This window comes from Aeromonas ichthyocola, from assembly GCF_046087985.1.
GTDB lineage: Bacteria > Pseudomonadota > Gammaproteobacteria > Enterobacterales > Aeromonadaceae > Aeromonas > Aeromonas rivipollensis.
Genome location: NZ_JBJSWH010000004.1, coordinates 315,852 through 335,989 on the forward strand (window position 1 = coordinate 315,852; position 20,138 = coordinate 335,989).

Sequence of the window (20,138 nt, forward strand, 5' to 3'; positions counted from 1 at the left end):
GCTTTACCCTGCCGGAGGTACTGTTGCTGTGCCGCCATGCTGACGGGGGGCCATGCAGTTGAGGCCAGGGGCTGCGCCATCGTCAGGCGGGTTTCACCCTGCTGGAGGTCTTGCTGGTCGCCATGTTGATGGGGCTGGTGGCCACCGCCGTCGTCCTCAGCATGGGGGGGGCCCGGGGGGACAGGGAGCTCGACAAGCAGGCGCGTCGTCTCATGGCGACCCTGCAACAGGCGCAGGAGTATTCGGTGATGGATGGTCGGTTGCTGGGATTGAGAGTCGAGCAGAGCGGCTGGCAGTTTATGTCCCGCAACCCCAAGGATCGCAAGTGGCAGGCACTGACCGGCGACAAGCAGCTGGGGCCGGTGCAACTGCCGAGAACATGTGCTGGCCGCTGGAGCTGGAAGGCTTTGGCTGGCAACCGATTCCGACGAGAAAACCGAACAGAAGCGCGACGAGAAGGAGCGCACGCCCGCAACTGCTCATCTTCCCGGGCGGCGAGCTGACCCCCTTCGTGCTGACCCTGACCCAGCAGGACGACGACGTGCGCTACACTGCGCATCGTCAAGGGGGACGAGTTCGGTCGCCTGACCCTGCTGCAAGACGATGAGGAGAAGAGTGACGGGCACCAGCGCAGGCGGCGAGGTGATGGTGGCGCAGCATCGCTCCGCGCAGCAGGCGGCGCTATGAACGCCCGTGGCATGACGCTGCTCGAGGTGATGGTGGCGCTGGCGGTATTTGCCATCGCCGGTCTTGCGGTGATGAAAACCGCCAGCGAGCACCTCTCCGGCCTCAACTACCTGGAGCAGAAGACTCTGGCGACCTGGGTGGTGGAAAACCAGCTGGTGCAGCAGAAGCTCGAGGGCAAGTGGCCGGGAGACAGCTGGGTGGAAGGGGACGAGGAGATGGCGGGCACTACCTGGTACTGGCGCTATCGTGGCGTGGCCACCAATGACACAATTTTCGTGCCCTCGATATGGAAGTGCGCACCGAGGCCAAGGCCGACAGCCCGGTGGCCATGATGCGGACCTATATCAGCCGATGATTCAACACCCTATCCGCACGACGCACCACGCCCGGCCCGCTCTGTCCGCCAGGCCGGCTTTACCCTGCTTGAGATGCTGGTGGCCATCGCCATCTTCGCCAGCCTCAGCATGGGTGCCTATCAGGTGCTGCAGGGGGTGCTCACCAGCGACGAGGTGGCCAAGCGCAAGGAGGTTCGCCTCTCCGAGCTGCAGCTCGCCTTCAGCCTGCTGGAGCGGGACATCACCCAGATGGTGCCGCGCAGCGGCCGTATCGACGGCGAGAACAACAAGGTGCTGCTGGCGGCCTCCCGCTTCGGCCAGCAGAGCGATGACTGGGGCATGGCCTTCATCCGTGGCGGCTGGCTCAATCCGGACGGCATGCTGCCGCGCTCCGGCTTGCAGCGGGTGGGCTGGCGACTCAAGGAGCAGACCCTGGAGCGGCTCAGCTACCTCTATCCGGATCCCGCGATCGGCACAGAGCCGCGTATTCAGCCGGTGCTGACCGGGGTGACGGCCCTGCGGCTCTATTTCTACGACAAGGGCATGTGGAAGGAGGAGTGGACCCAGCGCGACCTGCTGCCCTATGGGCTGGCGGTGGAGCTGGATCTGGCGGATTACGGCACCATACGTCGCCAGTTCCTGATCGGAGCCGGCGGTCAGAGGGCGGACAATGGCAATTAAGCGTCATTTTTCTCCGGCCATCATGGCAGATCGTCCGAGTTCCCGAGGCCGGCGGCCAGAGGGCCGACACCAGGCCGCCCGGGCAAGGGGGCATGGCCCTGCTGGTGGTGCTGCTTATTCTGTCGGTGATGGTGATCATCGCCAGCAACATGAGCGGCCGGTTGCAGCTGGAGCTGCGCCGGACCAGCAACCTCACGGCTGGCAAGCAGGCCTGGTGGTATGCCATGTCGGCGGAGGCACTGGTGATCAAGGTGCTCAACCAGGACTTCAAGGATGACCCCGATGTGGTCAACCTCAGTCAGAACTGGGCCCGCAAGATGCCGTCTTCCCGGTGGATGATGGCCAGCTGCGGGGCGAGGTGACCGACCTGCAATCCTGCTTCAACCTCAACAGCCTGAGCTGGCCCAAGGAGGGGGAGAGCGGCGATGAGCTGGAGCAACAGCCCTATCGGTTCAAGGTGTTCCGGGCGCTGCTCAAGCAGCTGGCGATGGATGAGTACGAGGCGGTGCAGCTCACCGATGCCATCCGCGACTGGACCGACAAGGATACCGCGCTGGTCTCGAGCAACGGCGCCGAGATGCCTACTACGAGGGGCTCAACCCCCCCTATCTGACCGCCAACCAGTGGATGCTGGGCAAGGACGAGCTGCGGGCGGTGCGCGGGGTGACGGCCAGGGTCTATGCCGGCTGGCCCCCTATGTGTGCGCCCTGCCCAACGACAAGCTGGTGGTGAATATCAATACCATCCCCGGAGCGCGGCCCTGCTGGTCGCCCTCTATCTGGGCAAGATGGGGCTGGATGATGCCAAGCGGGTGCTGACCGAGCGCCCCAGAAGGGGTGGAAAGAGAAGAAGCTGATGACGGACAGCTCGCCTACAACCGGGCAGTCAAAGGGCTGGAGGCGCGCTGGTCAAGAGCGACTTCTTCGAAGCCCGTCTGGTGGCTGAGGTGGGCGACAACCGGGCCCGGCTGGAGACCCTGTCTTCCAGCGCGGCAAGGACAACAAGCTGGTGATGCTGCGCCGCCTCAACGGTGGCGCCGAATAAACAGCGAGATCTGCGGGCCTCGGTCGCGGGTACGAGAGATTTTGGCTGCAGCCTGCGGGCTGCGCCCCGCCCATCGCACGAGGCTTTGAACGGGTATCGCAGGAGAGAGATGCGTGAGCGAGAGTCTGGTCATCCGTCTGGGGACCAATGCGCAGCAGCCGGTGCCTGGCTGGTGTGGTCGGTCAGGAGCAGGAGATCATCGCCTCCGGCACCCTGCCCTCGGCCCATGCCCTGGGCGAGCTGCAGGAGCGGGCCGGTGGCCGCCCCGTGGTCACGCTGGTGCCGGGCAGCGATCTGGTGATCTTCCGGCGGGTCACCCTGCCGGGCCGCTACAACCGCCAGTCGGCAGCGGCCCTCCCCTACCTGCTGGAGGAGCAGATCGCCTCCGACGTGGATGAGCTGCATCTGGTGGTGCTGGGTCATGAGGGCCAGCAGGTGGATCTGATGGCGGTGGATCAAGGCAGAAGATGCCGAGTGGCTCGGCTGGCTCGAGGCGCAGGCCTCAAGAGCCTGCAACTGCTGCCCGATGTGCTGGCGCTGCCACAGGCCGCTGATGGGTGGTCTGCCCTGCAACTCGGCGCCGAGTGGCTGATCCGCCAGGGCCCCGTCCAGGGGATAGTCGCCGACGAGCCGCTGCTGGCCATGCTGCTGGCGGCCCAGGCCGAACCCGTCACCATCCATAGCCATACCCCGGCTCCCGCCATCGCGGCCGCCAACTGGCAGGCGGCGGATCCCGAACTGCCCATGCTGCTGCTGGCGAAAGGGGCGATCGCTTGCCAGGCGAACCTGTTGCAGGGGCCCTATCGACCCCAGACCGAATACGGCCGTTACTGGCTGCAGTGGCGCAAGGTGGCGGTGCTGGCGGGGATACTGCTGCTGGTGGCTCTGGCCCAGCGCGGGGTGCAGCTCTATCAACTGGCGAAGCAGGACAAGGCCCTCAAGGCCGAGATCCGGCAGGTCTATACCCGGATCTTCCCGGGGGAGACCCGGATCGTCAACGTTCGCAGCCAGATGAACCAGCACCTCAAGTCCCTGGGGCAGTCCCCGCAGGGTGGGGTCCTGCTGCTGCTGACCGAGCTGGCGCCTGTGTTTGCCGAGGTGCCCGGTCTCAAGCCCGAAGTGATGCGTTTCGACGCGGCCAGGGGCGAGCTCAGGTTGCAGGTCACTGCCCCCGGTTTCACCGAGATCGAGCGTTTTCGCGAGCTGGCGGGCAAGCGCTTCGAGGTGCAGCAGGGTGAGGTGCGAAGCCATGAGGGCAAGGTGGAAGGGGCGCTGGTGCTGAAGGGGAAATCATCATGATGGACAAACTGCAAGGCTGGTGGCGTGGCATCAGTCCCCGCGAACAGCGGCTGGTGGCGGTGGGGGGTTGCGCCCTGCTGATCGGGCTCTGCTACTGGGTCATCTGGCAGCCCGTCGCCAATCGCATCGACGAGCGGCAGCGGCAGGTGGCCAACCAGCAGCAGACGCTCGCCTGGTTGAAAGAGAAGGGGCAGGAGGTGCTGGCGATGCAGGGGGGCCAAGGCCGCCAGATCGACACCAGCGGTACCCTGGACGGGGTGGTGAACCGCACCGCCTTCAACCAGAAGATCAAGATAGCCCGGCTGCAACCACAAGGGCAGGAGCTGCAGGTGTGGATAGACACAGTCCCGTTCGAGGACTTGCTGCTCTGGCTCGCGACGCTGGTGGAGCAGCACGGCATTCAGGTTCAAATCATCGAGATCGCCCGCGAGGGGCTGGCCCCGGTCTGGTCAAGGTCAGACGTTTGCAGTTGAGTCGTCCACAATGAAAAAACGCATCCTGATTGCCAGCCTGTTTCTGGCGGCCTATCTGGTCTTCCTGCTGGCCACCCTGCCCGCGGCGCTGGTGGCGCGCCATCTGCCGCTGCCTGCCAACGTTGCCAACCTGCTGAAACTGGAAGGGGTGAGCGGCACCCTCTGGAGTGGCCAGGATTGCCCGACTGCAATATGCCAGCGAATCGGTGAACCAGCTGCGCTGGGATCTCAACGGCTGGTCGCTGCTGCGCCTCGCCCCCGAAGTGCCCTACGCTTTGGCGATCGCAGCGGCCTCAACGGTCAGGGCGTGGTCGGCTGGAATGGCGCCGCCTTCGGCCGTGACATCACCCTCAACGCCCCCGCCCCCTGGTTGCTGAGCCGGGTGCCGATGCAGCTGCCGATCCCGATCACCGTCACCGGCCAGCTGCAGCTCAAAGTGGAGCAATTTGCCCAGGGCAACCCCTGGTGTGACAACCTCTACGGCAACCTCGACTGGTACAACGCCAGCGCCGATACCCCGGCGGGCAAGCTGGTGCTGGCCGACCCCGAGGTGAAACTCACCTGCCTCGACTCCAAACTGGTGGCCGAACTCAAGCAGGGCTCCGATGCGGTGCAGACCAGGGTCGCCTCGAGCTGCAACCCAATGGCCAGTACCTGTTCCAGGGCACCCTGAAACCGGGCCCAGAACTGCCGGAGCAGATGCAGCAAGGGCTCCCCTTCCTCGGCCAGCCCGACAGTCAGGGCCGCTTCCCCCTGCGCTATCAGGGCCGCATCTGACGGCCTTGCTGGTCCTATTTGGCATGCATCGACACCACCCCGCCCCGGCGGGGCGGCGTTGGTCGACGGGGCCGCGGCGGCAGCTGGCGCCGTGATGAGGTGGTTCAGAAAGAGATTGAACAGCTCGGCCCGCGAGCGAGCCGCAGCTTGCCATAGAGGTGCTTGCGGTGATTCTTCACCGTGCCGCTGCCAATCCCGAGTTCGGCGGCAATCGCCTCGGTATCCAGCCCCTGCAGCAGCAACTCCGCCACCTGCCGCTCACGCCGGGTGAGCCGGATCCCCCCGACACTCGCCATCGCCTGCTCCACCGCGCTCTTGAGGCTGGCGCTGTCCGGCAGTGCCGTGCTCTGGGCCAGCAGCGGCTGGCTCTGCCGCCACTGCTGACGGCACAGCGAATGCACCAGCGGGAACAAGGCTTCCAGCCTGGCGCGCTCCTCCGGACGAGGGTTCTGGCGCTTGTCGAGGCGGCCCAGAAACAGCATCAAGGTGAGACCGCCGCGCACCGGCAGGATCAGCCCCACCTCCTCTTGCCAGCCGGTGGCCTGATAGAAGTGGTGGCGGTATTCGGGATCCAGCCGCCCCTTTGACACCTGCGCCAGGGTCCAGACTCCGGCGGGGAGGCCGTCCTTGAGCGCCTGCATAAAGGGATCCTGACTGAAGTGGCTGGTGAGGTAGCTGTCAAACAGCAGGGCTCGCTGATGGTTGAGGTTGTCGTAGAGGTAGACGGGCCGCTGCCCCACCCCGAGCAGCAGGGCGCAGTCGAACGCTACCTGCTGCTGGATGAGGCGCACCAGGGCCGCCGCAAAGGCCGGGCTGTGCAGGGCATCGACGACGGTGGTCAGGCTCTGGGTCAGCGAATCTGTGGCGAGGGGCTGGCTCATGGCGACGGGCTCCGGGTGGCGGGGACAGGCTCCCCGATATGGGCGGGATGCTAGCATGAGAGTGGCAAAACTGTCCCCTGGGGGACATATCTGCCACGGGCCAGAACGGCGAGTATGGCGACTTTCCCCTGCTGTTGGAGACCCCATGATCGACCCCCATTTGCTCACCGACCTGACCGAGCGTGGCCTGGTGGCCCAGATGTCCGACCCGGCGGCCCTGGCCTCCCACCTCGCCACGGCGCGCACCCTCTACTGCGGCTTCGATCCCACCGCCGGCAGCCTGCACATAGGCCACCTGGTGCCGCTCCTGATGTTGCGCCGCTTCCAGCTGGCGGGCCACACCCCTGTGGCCCTGGTGGGCGGTGCCACCGGCCTCATCGGCGATCCCAGCTTCAAGGCGACCGAGCGCAGCCTCAACAGCGCCGAAACCGTGCAGGGCTGGGTGGCCAGCCTGTCGGCCCAGATCAAGGCACTGCTGCCCGCGAGCGAGGGGCTGGCGGCACCTGTGCTGGTCAACAACGCCGACTGGATGGGGCAGATGTCCGCCCTCGATTTTCTGCGGGATATCGGTAAGCACTTCTCGGTCAACGCCATGCTGGCGCGGGAATCGGTGCGCCAGCGGCTGGCCCGCCCGGATCAGGGCATCTCGTTCACCGAATTCTCCTACGCCCTGCTGCAATCCCAGGATTTTGCCGTGCTCAACCAGCGTCTCGGCTGCACCCTGCAGATCGGCGGCAACGATCAGTGGGGCAATATCACCAGCGGCATGGATCTCACCCGCCGGCTGCATCAGGCCCAGGTCCATGGCATGACGCTGCCCCTCATCACCAAGGCGGACGGCACCAAGTTCGGCAAGACAGAGGGGGGCGCCATCTGGCTGGATCCGGCGCTCACCTCGCCCTACGCCTTCCATCAGTTCTGGCTCGGTACCGCAGACGAGGATGTCTACCGCTTCCTGCGCTACTACAGCTTTATGTCGCTGGCCGAGATTGCGGCGCTGGAGGCGGAAGATGCCAAGCGGCAGGGGCGCAAGCAGGCCCAGCAGGTGCTGGCGGACGAGCTGACCGAACTGGTGCACGGCAAGGGGGCGCTGGCGGCGGCGCGGCGCATCGGCGAGCTGCTGTTTTGCGGCGACGTGGCCCGGCTCGGGGAGGGGGATCTCGCCCAGTTGGCGCAGGATGGCATGCCGAGCTGCCGTATCGAGGAGCAAAGGGATCTGGTGACCCTGCTGGTGGAGAGCGGCCTGGCGAGCTCGAAGCGGGTGGCCCGCGAGCTGCTGGGGGCGGGCGCCATCAGCCTCAACGGCGAGATAAGACAGGATGAGCAGCTGAGTGCAGAGGATCGGTTGTTTGAGCGCTACCTGCTGCTGCGCCGGGGCAAGAAACAGTACCGGCTGGTGGAGTGGGTGGACTAGCTCGCCCGACATCAATGAGAAAGGGCTGCCCAGGCAGCCCTTTTGTTTGTCCGCTGCCCGGTGGGTCAGCGGGCAGCCACCCGGCATCATCGTGGAAGGAATGGGAGCTGTGCCAGGTTGCCTGTATCTCCTTCGGATCACACGGCCAGCGGCAATAACTCGGCGTAGTCACGGAATACATCGGGGAGGGCGGTGAATCCTGTCCCCGTATCGGTATCAAGTAGTCAGCGGCAGCAGTTCGGCATAGTCGCGGATCGCCGGGAAGGCGGTAATCTGCTGTTCTGGCTGGCGACTGTCCGGGTTCTGGATGGCGAGCTGATAACCGATGCCGTAGTCGGCGGCGGCGCGCAGGATACGCTCGCTGTCATCGACAAACAGGGTGCGGGCCGGATCGAATGCCAGTCGCTCGGCCAGCGCCTGCCAGCAGTGCTGGCTCTCCTTCGACCAGCCGAGCTCATGGGTGCTCACCATGAGATCCAGATGGTCGGCGAGGCCGAGCCGGGCATCCTTGACTGACAGGCTGGCGGGGTGGGCATTGGTGAAGAGCACCAGCTGCTTGCCCGCCGCCCGCAGGGCGGCCAGGAAGGGGATGACATGGGGCCGCCACTGGATCTTGTCCAGGATCTCCTGCTTGAGGGCGCGGATGTCGAGCCCGAGGGTCTGGCTCCAGTAATCGACGCAGTACCAGTCGAGGGTGCCGCTGACGGCCTGATAGTGGGCCTCGATCTGCGCCTTGGCATCGGCCAGCGGCAGGCCGAGGCGCGCGGCGTAGCGCTCGGGCACCAGCTGCTGCCAGAGGTGGCTGTCAAAATGAAGGTCGATCAGGGTGCCATCCATGTCGAGCGAACTGTGTCTATCTGGTGCCAGGGCAGTGGGGTGGGCATGGGGCCTCTTTGTGTCGGACTGGGTGGGGAAAACGGGGCGCATTATAACGGATTTTTCAGGCACCTTTCCGGCCCTTGCCCCGTGGTGTTCCCTCGGGGAGTCGTTTACTCTTGAAGCACTCTTTTTTAACGAGCAGTCAGCCCCGATGAGTGACCCCCACAAGTGCAAACCCGAACACGTCCGCGTCGAGGCCATGGCCCACGACAAGCGCAAGCCGGAGATCATCAAGGCCGAGCTGGTGGCCGAGAGTCGGCTGTTCAAGGTGGAATCCCTGCATCTGAAATTCAGCAATGGGGAGGAGCGGGTCTACGAGCGGATGCGCGGCGGCAACAGAGGCGCCGTCATGGTGGTGCCCCTGTTCGATGCCCACACCCTGCTGCTGGTGCGCGAATACGCGGCGGGCACTCACTCCTACGAGCTGGGCTTTCCCAAGGGGCTGATCGATCCCGGCGAAGATGCCTTCGAGGCGGGCAACCGGGAGCTGATGGAGGAGGCGGGCTTCGGGGCCCGTGACCTCATTCCCCTCAAGCAGGTCTCCCTGGCCCCCGGCTATTTTTCCAGCCGGATGGACATACTGCTGGCGCGGGATCTCTACCCCGAGCAGCGGATCGGCGATGAGCCCGAGCCCCTCGAGGTGATCCCCTGGCCCCTCAATCGCATCGACGAATTGCTGGCGCGACCCGACTTCACCGAGTCGCGCAGCATCAGTGCCCTGCTGCTGGCCAGCAAATGGCTGGCGGAGCAGGAAAGCTAGCCCAAGCCTGGGCAAAGGTAATAAAAACAGAGGATAACAAGATGCAGGAGTTGTTGGCCTGGATACCTGGGGTCAAGGAGATAGCCCGCGAGGCGGGACGCATCCTTCACGAAATCTATCACGGCGGTCAGTTCGAGCGTCAGCTGAAGGAGGATGCGACCCCGGTCACCAGTGCCGATCTTGCTGCCGATGCCTACCTCAAGCAGGCGCTGTCGGCGCTCACCCCCCATGTGCCCGTGCTGACAGAAGAGGCGGCCGATGTGCCCTTCAGCCAGCGTGCCAACTGGCGGCAATACTGGTTGGTGGATCCCCTGGACGGCACCGGCGAGTTCATCGCCGGCAGCGGTGACTTCGCCACCCTGATCGCCCTGGTGCGGGACAATGTCCCCGTGCTTGGTGTCATCTATGCCCCCGAGGCCGACGTGCTCTACTGGGCGGTGCGCGGCCACGGCGCCTTCAAGGAGGTGAACGGCGAGGTGCATCCCATCAGCGCCATGCACCACGAGCACGACCAGCCCGACTCCCTGGTGGTGGCCATCAGCCGCCGCCAGAAGCTGGAGAACCTGACCCGCCGCCTCAACCCGGCCATCAACTACGAGCTGATCCCGCTTGGCTCCAGCTCCCTCAAGTCCTGCCTGGTGGCGGAAGGGGCGGCAGACTGTTATGTGCGGCTCGGCCCCACCGGCGAGTGGGACACCGCCGCCGCCCAGTGCATCGTCGAGGCGGCGGGGGGGCGCATCCTCAGCCTGGCATTGCAGCCGCTCAGCTACAACGAAACCGAGTCGCTGGAGAACCCTGACTTCATCGTAATGGGGGACCCGGATCTCGCCTGGGGCAAGATCCTGACTCACTGAGCCGGTTGAAATGTAGCCGAATCATCCAATCAGGCGGCCTCGTGGCCGCCTGATTGCTTGGTGTGATCCGCTGGCTTGTCACGACATATTCAGGTGTATTCGCTACTTTAATGGATTGCTGTAGTGGATCATCACAGCCAAACCCAAAGTGCTGGCATCTCTTTTCATGTAATTCTGAAAACTCAGAAATGGTCGAAATAAAAAATCGACCAATAGTGATATTTTGGTTTTATATTTCGTAAAGTTGCCTATTTAAAGGTTTATCAGAACGAGGCGGGCTGGAAATTCCGCCCAATCTCACTGGCTGAACCGAGCTTTGCCAGTGAGATCTGCCAATGCCGATTTTTGAGAATTAAATGCTAAAGGAGCACAATATTCTTAGATTTTAATACTATATATAAGTGGTTTATCAATGAGTTCATCTGTAGAGGTCTCCCGGGAGTTATCCGGTTCCCACTCCACCACTGCCAGCACCGGCTGGCGTCGTCACGATACCCACTGGGTCATCAGCCTGTTTGGCACCGCCGTTGGCGCGGGCATACTCTTCCTGCCCATCAACCTGGGTTTGGGGGGCATCTGGCCCCTGGTCATAGTCGCCGTGCTGGCCGGCCCCATGACCTTCCTGGCTCACCGCGGGCTGGCGCGCTTCGTGCTCTCCTCCTCCCGCCCCCACGCCGACTTCACCGAGGTGGCTGAGGAGCACTTCGGCAAGATGGCCGGTCGCCTCATCTCGGCGCTCTACTTCCTCTCCATCTTCCCTATCCTGCTCATCTATGGCGTCGGGCTGACCAACACGGTGGAGAGCTTCATGGTCAACCAGCTCGGCATGGCTACCCCGAACCGGGTGATGCTCTCCGGCCTGCTGGTGTTCGCCATGATCGCCGTGATGATGGCGGGGGAGAAGGCGATGCTGCGGGCTTTTGCCTTCATGGTCTACCCCCTGGCGGCCATTCTGGCGGCGCTCTCCTGCTATTTGATCCCCCAGTGGCAGTGGCCACAAATGACCGCCTTCGAGGGTGGCAGCTTCCTCAACACCGTCTGGCTGGCGCTGCCGGTGACAGTGTTCGCCTTCAGCCACGCCGCCGCCATCTCCGGCTTTGCCAACGTGCAGCGCCGTGAATATGGCGAGCAGGCCGAAGCCAAGAGCGGCCTGATCTTGCGCAACACCACAGTCATGCTGGTGGGCTTCGTGCTCTTCTTCGTCTTCTCCTGCGTGCTGAGCCTCTCCCCGGCCCAGCTGGCCGAGGCCAAGGCCCAGAACGTCTCCGTGCTCTCCTATCTCGCCAACATCACCGACAACCCTGTGATAGTGACCCTGGGGCCGCTGATCGCCTTTATCGCCATCAGCTCCTCCTTCCTCGGCCACTTCCTCGGTGCACGGGAGAGCCTGAAAAGCCTGATCGCCAAGCCAACCGGCCTGCCGCTGGCCAAGGCGGACAAGCTCGGCATAGCCCTGATGTTCTTCGCCATCTGGGGGGCTGCTGTCATCAACCCTGGCATCCTGGGTCTGATGGAGACCCTCTCCGGCCCCGTCATCGCCATGATCCTCTTCATCATGCCGGTGATTGCGATCTACAAGGTCGAGGCGCTGGCCCGCTTCCGTCAGGGCTGGGTGAACGGCTTTATCCTGCTGACCGGCTCGCTGGCTGTCTCGGCCCTGGTCTTCAGCCTGCTGAAGTAACAGCGGCGCTGCGGCCAGAAAAAGAAGAGGCGACCCCCGGGGTCGCCTCTTCTCATTTCATGGGGCCAGGGCATCAGCCCAGCTTGGCGCCGTTCTCCACCGCCTGCTCCGGGATGGTCATCACCACGGCGCCATCGGCCCGGTAGAAGCCGGTCAGCAGAAACTCCGACTGTATGGGGCCTATCTGCTTGGCCGGGAAGTTCACCACGGCGACGATTTGGCGCCCCACCAGATCTTCCGGCTGATAGAGATCCGTTATCTGGGCGCTGCTCTTGCGCACCCCGAGCTCGGGACCGAAATCCGCCCACACCTTGTAGGCAGGCTTGCGCGCCTCGGGGAAGGGCTCGACCCGCACCAGGGTGCCCACTCTCAGCTCCACCATCTCGAACTCTTGCCAGCTTATGGTCTGCATCTTGGCTCCTCCTTTCACACACCTCGCATTGGCGCCAGCATGCCTCGAAACGGCAGCTCCTGTCTTCGGCAAGGGGCCGTTTCGTTGCGGCAGGTGGCCGTTTTGCTGGCGCCAGAGGGACGGAGTGAGCCCGGTCTCGGCCAGGAAGCGCTCGCTGAAGGCCCCCTGATTCTGGTAACCGCAGCGGCTGGCAATCTCGCCAATGGGCAGTTGCGTACCGGCAAGCAGAGTACGCGCCAGCGCCATGCGCCGACTGCGAATGTAGTGGGAGACGCTCGTCCCCAGCTGCTGGCGAAAGGCGAGCTTGAACTGGCTCTGGCCAAGGCAGGCGATGGCGGCGAGTTGCTGATTGGCCAAGCGGGGCGGCGAGGTTGGCCTCGATATGGCGCTGCACCTTGAGGATGCGGGCGGCAAGGCGAGGAGGTGGCTGCGAGTGCATTCCCTGCCCTTCAGCCAGCAGGGAGAGCCACACCTGCTCCATGCCCACCACCTGCCGCCCCCGCTGCCACCATGCGGTGCAGGAAGGCGAGGTAGTGGCGCTGGGGCTCATCCAGCTCGATAAAGGGGCGGGCCGCCAGATAGCCGGGGAGCCAGTCGCTCTCCTGCACCAGAAACGAAAGCGCGGGATCGGCGGCGTAGTCGTGCCGCTCGCCGGGGGCGATGACGCAAGCGCAAAACCGGGGGCAAGGCCTGTGCCCCCGGCCCTGCACCTCGATCTCGAGGGGGCCGTCGAGGGGGATCACCAGTTGGGCAAAGTCGTGGCTATGACTGCAGATGTGGTGGTGATAGTGGCGCAGGCTGAAGCGGGACATGGCTGATAGCGATGACGCGGCCAGGGCCGCGTCATTCAAAGGGGGTTATTGGCATAGGTCGCCGTATTACTCGCGTCGAAATCTTCGATCTCTTTGCCGAGCGCCTCCATGATGGCGCGCGCCTCGGCGGGGACGCTGTCCGGATGATCCTTGCGCAGATCGTCGTCGCAGGGCAGCGGTTGACCGGTGAATGCGTGCAGGAAGGCCTCACAGAGCAGCTCGCTGTTGGTCGCATGACGCAGGTTGTTCACCTGGCGACGGGTGCGCTCATCGGTCAACACCTTCAGCACCTTGAGCGGGATCGAGACGGTAATCTTCTTGACCTGTTCGCTCTTCTTGCCGTGCTCCGCATAGGGGCTGACGTAGTCGCCGTTCCACTCTGTACCCATGTTCCACCTGTTCTCGTTTGGCCGTGAGCGCGGATTTTAACCCTTAAGGAATTCAATGGCAATCCAACAGCAAAGCCATTTAGACGTCTAGAAGTGTTGACGGCTTTTTTGAGGTGGCGTAAGGTGGTTCACCATAGGCCAGCAATGGCAGGATAGCCGTGGCAGAGGCACAGCGGCCATCGTCCAGAGACACTTCAAGGAGAGCGGAAATGACCCACAAGGCCACCCTGGCGGTACGTTGTATCGGACATAGAGACAGATCAACTGCACAGTCACAGCGCCAAGGAGAGCATCATGAGTCATAAGGCCACCCTGGCGGTACGCACCGGGATTGAGACAGACACACAGCACGGTGCCGTGGTGCCCCCCATCTACCTCTCCAGCAACTACACCTTTGCCGACTTTGGCGAGCCCCGTCAATACGATTATGCCCGCTCAGGCAACCCGACCCGCACCAATCTGGCGGACGCGCTGGCGGCACTGGAAGGGGGCGCCGGCGCCGTGGTGACCGGCACCGGCATGGGAGCCGTCCATCTGGTGACCACGGCCCTGCTCAAGGCGGGGGATCTGCTGATCGCCCCCCACGACTGCTACGGCGGCACCTGGCGCCTGTTCGAGTATCTGGCGGCCAAGGGCCACTACAGGGTGCAGTTCGTCGATCAGGGGGATGAGGCCGCGCTCGCCGAGGCCCTGGCGCAGCAACCGGCCCTGGTGTGGGTAGAGACCCCCTCCAACCCCCTGCTGAGGGTGGTGGACGTGGCCGCCATCGCCGCCGCCTCCCATGAGGTGGGTGCCAAGGTGGTGGTGGACAACACCTTCCTCTCCCCGCTGTTGCAACAGCCGCTCTCGCTGGGTGCCGATGTGGTGGTGCACTCCACCACCAAGTACATCAACGGCCACTCCGACGTGGTGGGCGGGGTGGCGATCGCCAAGGATCAGACGCTGGCCGAGTCCCTGGTGTGGTGGGCCAACTGTCTGGGGCTCACCTCCGGCGCCTTCGACTCCTACCTCACCCTGCGTGGCCTGCGCACCCTGGCGCCGCGCCTGCGTGCCCATCAGGAGAACACGGATCGCATTCTCGCTTTCCTGCAGCAGCAGCCGCTGGTCAAAAAAATCTATCACCCCAGCCTGCCAAGCCACCCGGGCCACGAGATTGCGCGCCGTCAACAGTCCGGCTTCGGCGCCATGCTAAGTTTTGAACTCGATTGCAACGAGACGGGGCTGCGTGCCTTCCTCGCGGCGCTGCGGCTGTTCTCGGTGGCGGAGTCCCTCGGCGGGGTGGAGAGTCTGGTGGCCCATCCGGCCAGCATGACCCACAGGGCCATGACGCCGGCGGCCCAGCAGGCTGCGGGCATCAGCGCCCAGTTGCTGCGCCTCTCTGTGGGCATAGAACACGGTGAAGACCTGGTGGCCGATCTGGCTCAAGGCTTTGAACAGGCGCAGTTGGCACAACAGGCAGAACAGGTGAAGTAATGGAACAGCAACAACAAGGAGAGAGTGCGGTGGCGGCAGAGAGAGCCTTGAAGCGGCGTCATGTGCACAAGTTTGGCGGCAGCAGTCTGGCGGATCCTGTCTGCTATCGCCGGGTCGCCAGCATTCTCGAACAGCAGGCCGAGCAGCAGGGCGGGGGCAGAGAGCTGGTGGTGGTCTCCGCCGCCGGCAAGACCACCAACCGGTTGATCCAGCTGGTGGAGCTGGCCGAGGCGGGTGACGAGGCCGCGGGCGAAGCCATCACTGCCCTGCACGCCTACCAGCAGAGCCTGATCGACGGCCTGCTGGAGGGGGAGTTGCTGCTCGACTTGAGCCAGCAGCTAACCGACGACATGCAGCAGATCGCCAAGACCCTGGAAGGGCAGTTTGATCGCTTCGAGCGCAATGGCCTGTTGGCCTTTGGCGAGGTGTGGTCGGCGCGCCTGCTGGCCGCCCTGCTCACCAGCCGTGGCGACAAGGCCATCTGGCTCGACGCCCGCAGCTTCCTGCGCGCCGAGGATGGCGCCCTGGTCAAGGTGGATGCCGCCATCTCCGGCGAGCTGCTCAAGGCGCGTCTGGCGGAGCACCCCGGCCGCATAGTGGTGACCGGCTTCATCGCCGCCGACATGGAAGGAAGATCTTTGCTGCTCGGCCGCAACGGCTCCGACTACAGCGCCAGCCTCTTGGCCGCCCTGGCGGACGGGGAGTCCACCACCATCTGGAGCGACGTGGCCGGTGTCTACAGCGCCGATCCTCGCCGGGTGAAGGAGGCGCGCCTGCTGGAGCGCCTGAGTCTGGCGGAGGCCAACGAGCTGGCCCGCCTCGGCTCCTCCGTGCTCCATTCCCGTACTCTGCAACCCGTGGCCGACAGCCGCCAGCGCCTCACCCTGCGCTGCAGCTACAACCCGGATGAGGGCTGCACCCACATACTGCGCCGGGCACCGCGCTCCGGCGGGGCGCGCATCGTCTCCTCGGTGGATCAGATTGCCCTCATCGAACTCAAGGTGCTGCCCCAGACAGGTTATGAGCAGACGGTGGCCGCCATCGAGGCCCATCTGGCCCGTCATCGCCTCAACCCGCTCACCCTGCAGCGTCAGCCGGATCGGCGGGTGCTGCGCCTGGCCTACACCCTGGAAGTGGCGGAAGGGGCCTTCGAGATACTGCGCGACTTCCAGCTGCAGGGCAGCTTCACCGGTCTCATCCAGAAGGAGGGATTCAGCCTGGTGGCCCTGGTGGGGGCTGGCGTGACCGACAACGCCGAGCAGTGTCACCGCTTCTATCAGCTGTTGGCGGATCAGCCCCTGGAGTTCGTCCAGGTGGCCAGAGACGGCCTGAGTCTGGTGGCCGTGGTGCGCCAGGTGGTGCTGGAGCCCCTGCTCATCGCCCTGCACAGCGCCCTGTTCAGCCGCCCGACCCGGGTCGGTCTGGTGGTGTTCGGCAAGGGCAATATCGGCGGTCACTGGCTGGCGCTCTACGCCCGCGAGAAGGCCCGGCTCGAGCACGAGCTCAATATGGCGCTCACCCTCTACGGGGTGTTCAGCTCGGAAGGGGGCCTGCTGGATGAGGAGGGGCTGGATCCCCTCAAAGTGCGCGACAACTTCAATCCCAAGCCGCTGATCTGGCCGGAGCTGCTGGGTCAGCTGGAGCAGCACGGCTTCGATGCGCTGATTGCGCTGGACATGACCGCCAGCGAGACGGTGAGCCGTTACTACCCGGACTTCGCCCAGCTCGGCATCCACATCATAGCGGCCAACAAGTTTGCCGGTGCCGCCGACAGCGAGTTCTACCAGCGCATCAAGCAGACTTGTCGCGATCACCAGGTGCAGTGGCGCTACAACGCCACCGTCGGTGCCGGGCTGCCCATCCAGTCCAGCATCCAGATGCTGCGCCAGAGTGGCGATCGCATCCAGGGGGTCTCCGGCATCTTCTCCGGCACCCTCTCCTGGCTGTTCCAGCAGTATGACGGCACGCGCCCCTTCTCCGAGCTGGTGGACGAGGCCTGGCAGCACGGCCTGACCGAGCCGGATCCTCGCGAGGATCTCTCCGGCCAGGACGTGCGCAGGAAGCTGCTCATTCTGGCGCGGGAGGCGGGCTTCGAGCTCGACTCCGCCGACATCGAGCTGGAGAACCTGGTGCCCGTCTCCCTGCGCAAGGTGAGCACGGATCAGTTCATGGACAGGCTGAAAGATCTGGATGATCCCATCCAGACCGCCTTCGAGGGGGCCCGTCGGGTCGGCAAGGTGCTGCGCTACGTCGCCCGCTTCGAGCACGATGGCAAGGCGCGGGTCGGTCTTGAGACCCTGGAGCCCCACCACCCGTTCGCCAACTTGCTGCCCTGCGACAACGTGTTCGCCATCGAGAGCGACAGCTATCGCACCAATCCCCTGGTCATTCAGGGGCCGGGGGCGGGCCGGGAAGTGACCGCCGCCGCCATTCAGTACGATCTGTGGCAGATCTGCGCCAGCCTCACGCTCTCGCCGACCGCCATGCCGATCACCCCGGTCAGCACCACGAACAGGGCGGTGAGATCGGCGTTGCCACCCACAGAGCGGGTCGCCTCCACCGCGAAGGGTGTGGTGATGGATCTCATGGCCATGCTGCGTTGCAGCAGCACTGAGAGGTTCAGCCAGCGCGCCAGCAGCACAGTGCTGCCTACCGCCATGAGCACTGAGGCAACCACCCCCACCGACAGGGAGAGCCAGTGGCGGCGCATCAGCGCGCGGTTCTCGTAGACGGGCACCGCGAAGGCGACGGTGGCCGGGCCCAGCAGCCAGAGCAGCCAGTGGGATTCGGCCATGTAGTCCTGATAGGGGATGTGGAACAACACCACCACCGCCACCAGCAGGGCGGGGGCCAGCAGCAGCGGCATCAGGGGCAGGATGCGCTTCTTGCCATAGAGCCACTTGCTGGCGTAGTAGAACAGCAGGGTGAGGGCGAAGCAGAGCAGACCGAGCAGGGTGTCAGACATGGCGGCGACCCTGTCCACCACCAGGGCCGTGGTGCCGAGCACCAGCACTGTGCTTGTCACCAGCACCACCATGATGCGCCACCCCTCCTGCAGCAGCAGATCCTGATAGTTGACCACGGCCACCACGGCGGGCACGAAGAACAGCAGCATCTCCGCCAGCAGCCAGCGGGCCCCGGCGCTGAACCACTGGGCCTTGACCACCCCGAGAAGGATGCAGATGAGCAGCAGCAACATGCCGGTAAGGTTGGCGGGCAGGGGCAGGTGGAAGGTGCGTACCGCTGTGTCGGCCAGCAGCCAGATGGCGGCCAGCAGGGCGATTTGGAAGGGGGTTTGCAACCAGCGAAGGCAGAAGGCTTTCATGATGGGCATCTTTCTGTGAACCTGGTCACAGTATAAGTGGGGGCAAAACCTGCAAAAAATGAATTTAAATTATGAAAAATATGCCAAATTGGCATTATTTGGCGATCACCCCAGACGAGCGTCCCATGGATATCCGAGCCCTGCGTTACTTTGTCGAACTGGTGCGGGAGAAGAGCTTCACCCGCGCCTCCGAGAAGCTGTTCGTCACCCAGCCCACCATCAGCAAGATGATCCGCAGCATGGAGGAGGAGCTGGGCCAGCCCCTGCTCAATCGGGAGGGGCACAGCTTCACCCTGACCGACAGCGGCCAGGTGTTGTTTGCCCGTGGCCAGCTGATCCTGGCCCAGATGCAGCAGCTGGAGGCTGAGCTCGCGGATCTGCAGAGCCTGCAGCACGGGCGCCTGGCGCTGGGCATCCCGCCCATGGTGGGTCACGTCTATGCGGATCTCATCCGCGCCTACCGCAGCCGCTACCCCAAGGTGGAGCTCTCCATAGTGGAGTACGGCGGGCGCCGCATCGAGCAGGCGGTGCTGGAGGGGGAGCTGGATCTTGCCATCACCATGTTGCCGACCAAGGAAGAGGGGGTACTGAGCGCCCTGGAGCTGGACTGCTACCCCATTCAGGTGGTGCTGCCGGACCTGCCCCGCTGGCGGGCGTGTGCCGAGATCCGGTTGGGGGACTTGAAAGAGGAGCCCTTCCTGCTCTACACCCAGGCCTTCACCCTGAGCGAGCGGCTGGAGCAGGCCTGCCAGCAGGCGGGCTTCGTGCCCCAGGTGGCGGCGCGCAGCAGCCAGTGGGACTTTCTCACCGCCATGGTGCGCAGCGGCATGGGGGTCGCCTTCCTGCCCGAGCCCATCTGCCGGCGGCTGACCCCGGACGGCCTGGTGCTGCGCCCCCTGCTGCCGGAGCTGAGCTGGCGTCTCGGAGTGATCTGGCCGAGTCGGCGCTACCTCTCCCGCACTGCCGAGGCCTGGCTCGCCCTGTGTCGCGAGCAGGGGGCGCGGGGCTAGGCGCTACTTGCCGACCCTGTCCGCCTTGTCGTGGGGAGGCATGCCGAAGGCATCCCGGGCCGGATCATAGAGATAGGAGCTGTAGTCGCTCCCTCCGCCGGGTAGCTGGGGGTTGCTCAGCCTGAACAGCTGGCGCGAGGCCAGTTGGGTGAACGCCAGGGAGGGTTGGAAGTGCTGGCGCCAGAGCCGCTTGAGGGAGCCGTCCTGCCAGGCCAGCCGCAGGCCGAGCTGGATGCGCTCGCGCTCCTTGTGGTAGGTGGCATGGCTGTAGAAGGCGTGGATCAGCGGGTAGAAGAGGGCCACATGGGGATCGACGGTGAGCGTCGGCAACCTGGGGTGGTGGGTCTCCCACTCCGCCAGTATCTCGTTGGCGCCGCGACAGAAGAGATCGACCCTGCCACGGGCCACCATGCGAAACAGCGACTCGTAGTTGTCCACCTCCTGCACCTGGAAGCCGTTGTGGCGCAGGATGTCGGCCTTGCCACTCCCCTGACTGAACGCCTGAAGCTGGGCCAGGGTACGGACCCCGGCCAGGGCATCCGCACGGTCGGCACCGACAAAGCAGACCCGGTAACCGAGAATGCCGAGATCGATGGGGAAGGGGATCAGACTGACCTCGGGGTGAGGCGTCTTCTGGGGCCAGCTGTCGACGATGAAGAGGGCACTCTTGCCCGGTTTTTGCACCTCGAGCCGCATCCGCGCCTTGTTCATCTTGAGGGAGTCACGCAGCTCGTAGTCGCCATATTGCTGGCGGGTCTTCTCCAGCGCCAGCCGCATCGCCTCCCGGTAGTAGTCCATGCGGGCATCCTGTTCGTTTTCCGGGCTGAGCAGGGTAAATCGGGTGGCCGCCATCGGGCAGGAGGAGAGGGAGAGCGTGAGGAGCAGGAGCGGGAGTCGATACATCTTGGCCGGGTTCTACAACGGGATTGTGCCCATTATAGTTCGGTGCCCC

At 64.6% G+C, this 20,138-nt stretch carries 13 protein-coding genes and 11 pseudogenes; 16 read left to right on the top strand and 8 right to left on the bottom strand.

Features of this window, described 5'->3' with window-relative positions; translation table 11 throughout:
* Positions 1 to 71: 71 nt before the first annotated feature.
* The 9 genes and pseudogenes from gspH to ACF2JD_RS14020 form a co-directional block, all read left to right on the top strand.
* Positions 72 to 614 (top strand): annotated as a pseudogene (gene gspH / locus ACF2JD_RS13980) (type II secretion system minor pseudopilin GspH); the annotation flags it as partial.
* A 69-nt stretch (positions 615 to 683) separates the two neighbouring features.
* A pseudogene (gene exeI / locus ACF2JD_RS13985) lies at positions 684 to 1,042 on the top strand (GspI family T2SS minor pseudopilin variant ExeI).
* Positions 1,029 to 1,703 (top strand): GspJ family T2SS minor pseudopilin variant ExeJ, encoded by a 675-nt coding sequence (gene exeJ / locus ACF2JD_RS13990; RefSeq protein ID WP_440987699.1) that lies wholly within the window; start codon positions 1,029 to 1,031, stop codon positions 1,701 to 1,703. The pseudogene exeI and the gene exeJ overlap by 14 nt, the downstream one beginning before the upstream one ends.
* A gap of 92 nt (positions 1,704 to 1,795) precedes the next feature.
* Positions 1,796 to 2,065, top strand: a complete 270-nt coding sequence (locus ACF2JD_RS13995) for a hypothetical protein (RefSeq protein WP_440987630.1) — start codon at positions 1,796 to 1,798, stop codon at positions 2,063 to 2,065.
* Positions 2,062 to 2,435 (top strand): annotated as a pseudogene (locus ACF2JD_RS14000) (hypothetical protein). Before ACF2JD_RS13995 ends, ACF2JD_RS14000 begins: the two are co-directional and overlap by 4 nt.
* The gene (locus tag ACF2JD_RS14005; protein WP_440987631.1) at positions 2,404 to 2,559 is read left to right on the top strand and encodes a type II secretion system protein GspK; all 156 of its coding nucleotides are present in this window, start codon (positions 2,404 to 2,406) and stop codon (positions 2,557 to 2,559) included. Before ACF2JD_RS14000 ends, ACF2JD_RS14005 begins: the two are co-directional and overlap by 32 nt.
* A 335-nt stretch (positions 2,560 to 2,894) precedes the next feature.
* Positions 2,895 to 4,046 carry a GspL family type II secretion system protein ExeL gene (gene exeL / locus ACF2JD_RS14010; RefSeq protein WP_440987632.1) on the top strand — a complete coding sequence of 384 codons (1,152 nt, stop codon included), beginning with the start codon at positions 2,895 to 2,897 and terminating at the stop codon, positions 4,044 to 4,046.
* Positions 4,043 to 4,533: pseudogene (gene exeM / locus ACF2JD_RS14015) on the top strand (GspM family type II secretion system protein ExeM). Before exeL ends, exeM begins: the two are co-directional and overlap by 4 nt.
* Positions 4,534 to 4,667: 134 nt before the next feature.
* Positions 4,668 to 5,296 (top strand): annotated as a pseudogene (locus ACF2JD_RS14020) (type II secretion system protein N).
* 72 nt (positions 5,297 to 5,368) lie between these two features.
* Here ACF2JD_RS14020 and ACF2JD_RS14025 read toward each other — a convergent pair.
* A pseudogene (locus tag ACF2JD_RS14025) lies at positions 5,369 to 6,177 on the bottom strand (helix-turn-helix transcriptional regulator); the annotation flags it as partial.
* 145 nt (positions 6,178 to 6,322) lie between these two features.
* Here ACF2JD_RS14025 and tyrS point away from each other — a divergent pair.
* Positions 6,323 to 7,591: a tyrosine--tRNA ligase gene (gene tyrS / locus ACF2JD_RS14030; protein ID WP_440987633.1), complete on the top strand. Its 1,269-nt coding sequence runs from the start codon at positions 6,323 to 6,325 to the stop codon at positions 7,589 to 7,591.
* Positions 7,592 to 7,807: 216 nt separating this feature from the next.
* Here tyrS and yrfG read toward each other — a convergent pair.
* Positions 7,808 to 8,475, bottom strand: a pseudogene (yrfG, locus tag ACF2JD_RS14035) (GMP/IMP nucleotidase).
* A gap of 146 nt (positions 8,476 to 8,621) precedes the next feature.
* Between yrfG and nudE the strand changes: the two are divergent.
* The 3 genes from nudE to ACF2JD_RS14050 all read left to right on the top strand — a co-directional run bounded on the left by nudE (position 8,622) and on the right by ACF2JD_RS14050 (position 11,765).
* On the top strand, positions 8,622 to 9,230 hold the full coding sequence (gene nudE, locus ACF2JD_RS14040; RefSeq protein WP_162520147.1) for an ADP compounds hydrolase NudE: 609 nt from the start codon (positions 8,622 to 8,624) through the stop codon (positions 9,228 to 9,230).
* A 41-nt stretch (positions 9,231 to 9,271) separates the two neighbouring features.
* The gene (gene cysQ / locus ACF2JD_RS14045; protein ID WP_106885762.1) at positions 9,272 to 10,084 is read left to right on the top strand and encodes a 3'(2'),5'-bisphosphate nucleotidase CysQ; all 813 of its coding nucleotides are present in this window, start codon (positions 9,272 to 9,274) and stop codon (positions 10,082 to 10,084) included.
* Between the two features lie 412 nt (positions 10,085 to 10,496).
* Positions 10,497 to 11,765, top strand: a complete 1,269-nt coding sequence (locus ACF2JD_RS14050; RefSeq protein ID WP_440987634.1) for an aromatic amino acid transport family protein — start codon at positions 10,497 to 10,499, stop codon at positions 11,763 to 11,765.
* 73 nt (positions 11,766 to 11,838) lie between these two features.
* Here ACF2JD_RS14050 and ACF2JD_RS14055 read toward each other — a convergent pair whose 3' ends face one another.
* From ACF2JD_RS14055 to metJ, 3 genes and pseudogenes are all read right to left on the bottom strand, one after another.
* Positions 11,839 to 12,177, bottom strand: a complete 339-nt coding sequence (locus ACF2JD_RS14055; protein ID WP_440987700.1) for a tRNA-binding protein — start codon at positions 12,175 to 12,177, stop codon at positions 11,839 to 11,841.
* 87 nt (positions 12,178 to 12,264) lie between these two features.
* Positions 12,265 to 12,989, bottom strand: a pseudogene (locus ACF2JD_RS14060) (helix-turn-helix domain-containing protein); the annotation flags it as partial.
* A gap of 35 nt (positions 12,990 to 13,024) precedes the next feature.
* Positions 13,025 to 13,378, bottom strand: a complete 354-nt coding sequence (metJ, locus tag ACF2JD_RS14065) for a met regulon transcriptional regulator MetJ (RefSeq protein WP_440987635.1) — start codon at positions 13,376 to 13,378, stop codon at positions 13,025 to 13,027.
* Positions 13,379 to 13,672: 294 nt separating this feature from the next.
* On the opposite strand from metJ, the gene metB reads away from it, so the two are divergent.
* Entirely contained in the window at positions 13,673 to 14,851 is a 1,179-nt protein-coding gene (gene metB / locus ACF2JD_RS14070) for a cystathionine gamma-synthase (RefSeq protein ID WP_111910522.1), read from the top strand.
* A pseudogene (locus ACF2JD_RS14075) lies at positions 14,851 to 17,316 on the top strand (bifunctional aspartate kinase/homoserine dehydrogenase II); the annotation flags it as partial. The gene metB and the pseudogene ACF2JD_RS14075, both read left to right, overlap by 1 nt.
* Here the strand turns inward: ACF2JD_RS14075 and ACF2JD_RS14080 are convergent.
* Positions 17,316 to 17,816: pseudogene (locus ACF2JD_RS14080) on the bottom strand (LrgB family protein); the annotation flags it as partial. The pseudogenes ACF2JD_RS14075 and ACF2JD_RS14080 sit on opposite strands and share 1 nt — an antisense overlap.
* 6 nt (positions 17,817 to 17,822) lie before the next feature.
* Positions 17,823 to 18,176 (bottom strand): annotated as a pseudogene (locus ACF2JD_RS14085) (CidA/LrgA family protein); the annotation flags it as partial.
* Positions 18,177 to 18,301: 125 nt separating this feature from the next.
* Between ACF2JD_RS14085 and ACF2JD_RS14090 the strand changes: the two are divergent.
* Positions 18,302 to 19,186, top strand: a complete 885-nt coding sequence (locus ACF2JD_RS14090) for a LysR family transcriptional regulator (RefSeq protein WP_408865425.1) — start codon at positions 18,302 to 18,304, stop codon at positions 19,184 to 19,186.
* A 3-nt stretch (positions 19,187 to 19,189) separates the two neighbouring features.
* Here ACF2JD_RS14090 and ACF2JD_RS14095 read toward each other — a convergent pair whose 3' ends face one another.
* On the bottom strand, positions 19,190 to 20,089 hold the full coding sequence (locus tag ACF2JD_RS14095; RefSeq protein ID WP_440987636.1) for a hypothetical protein: 900 nt from the start codon (positions 20,087 to 20,089) through the stop codon (positions 19,190 to 19,192).
* Positions 20,090 to 20,138: the final 49 nt, after the last annotated feature.

What these genes read in the sequence shown, in the direction of transcription:
- metB (WP_111910522.1), top strand. Translation starts at nt 13,673, where the DNA reads ATGAGTCATAAGGCCACCCTGGCGGTACGCACCGGGATTGAGACAGAC.
- tyrS (WP_440987633.1), top strand. Translation starts at nt 6,323, where the DNA reads ATGATCGACCCCCATTTGCTCACCGACCTGACCGAGCGTGGCCTGGTG.
- exeL (WP_440987632.1), top strand. Translation starts at nt 2,895, where the DNA reads ATGCGCAGCAGCCGGTGCCTGGCTGGTGTGGTCGGTCAGGAGCAGGAG.
- ACF2JD_RS14055 (WP_440987700.1), bottom strand. Translation starts at nt 12,177, where the DNA reads ATGCAGACCATAAGCTGGCAAGAGTTCGAGATGGTGGAGCTGAGAGTG.
- ACF2JD_RS13995 (WP_440987630.1), top strand. Translation starts at nt 1,796, where the DNA reads ATGGCCCTGCTGGTGGTGCTGCTTATTCTGTCGGTGATGGTGATCATC.
- metJ (WP_440987635.1), bottom strand. Translation starts at nt 13,378, where the DNA reads ATGGGTACAGAGTGGAACGGCGACTACGTCAGCCCCTATGCGGAGCAC.
- ACF2JD_RS14090 (WP_408865425.1), top strand. Translation starts at nt 18,302, where the DNA reads ATGGATATCCGAGCCCTGCGTTACTTTGTCGAACTGGTGCGGGAGAAG.
- nudE (WP_162520147.1), top strand. Translation starts at nt 8,622, where the DNA reads ATGAGTGACCCCCACAAGTGCAAACCCGAACACGTCCGCGTCGAGGCC.
- ACF2JD_RS14095 (WP_440987636.1), bottom strand. Translation starts at nt 20,089, where the DNA reads ATGTATCGACTCCCGCTCCTGCTCCTCACGCTCTCCCTCTCCTCCTGC.
- cysQ (WP_106885762.1), top strand. Translation starts at nt 9,272, where the DNA reads ATGCAGGAGTTGTTGGCCTGGATACCTGGGGTCAAGGAGATAGCCCGC.
- ACF2JD_RS14050 (WP_440987634.1), top strand. Translation starts at nt 10,497, where the DNA reads ATGAGTTCATCTGTAGAGGTCTCCCGGGAGTTATCCGGTTCCCACTCC.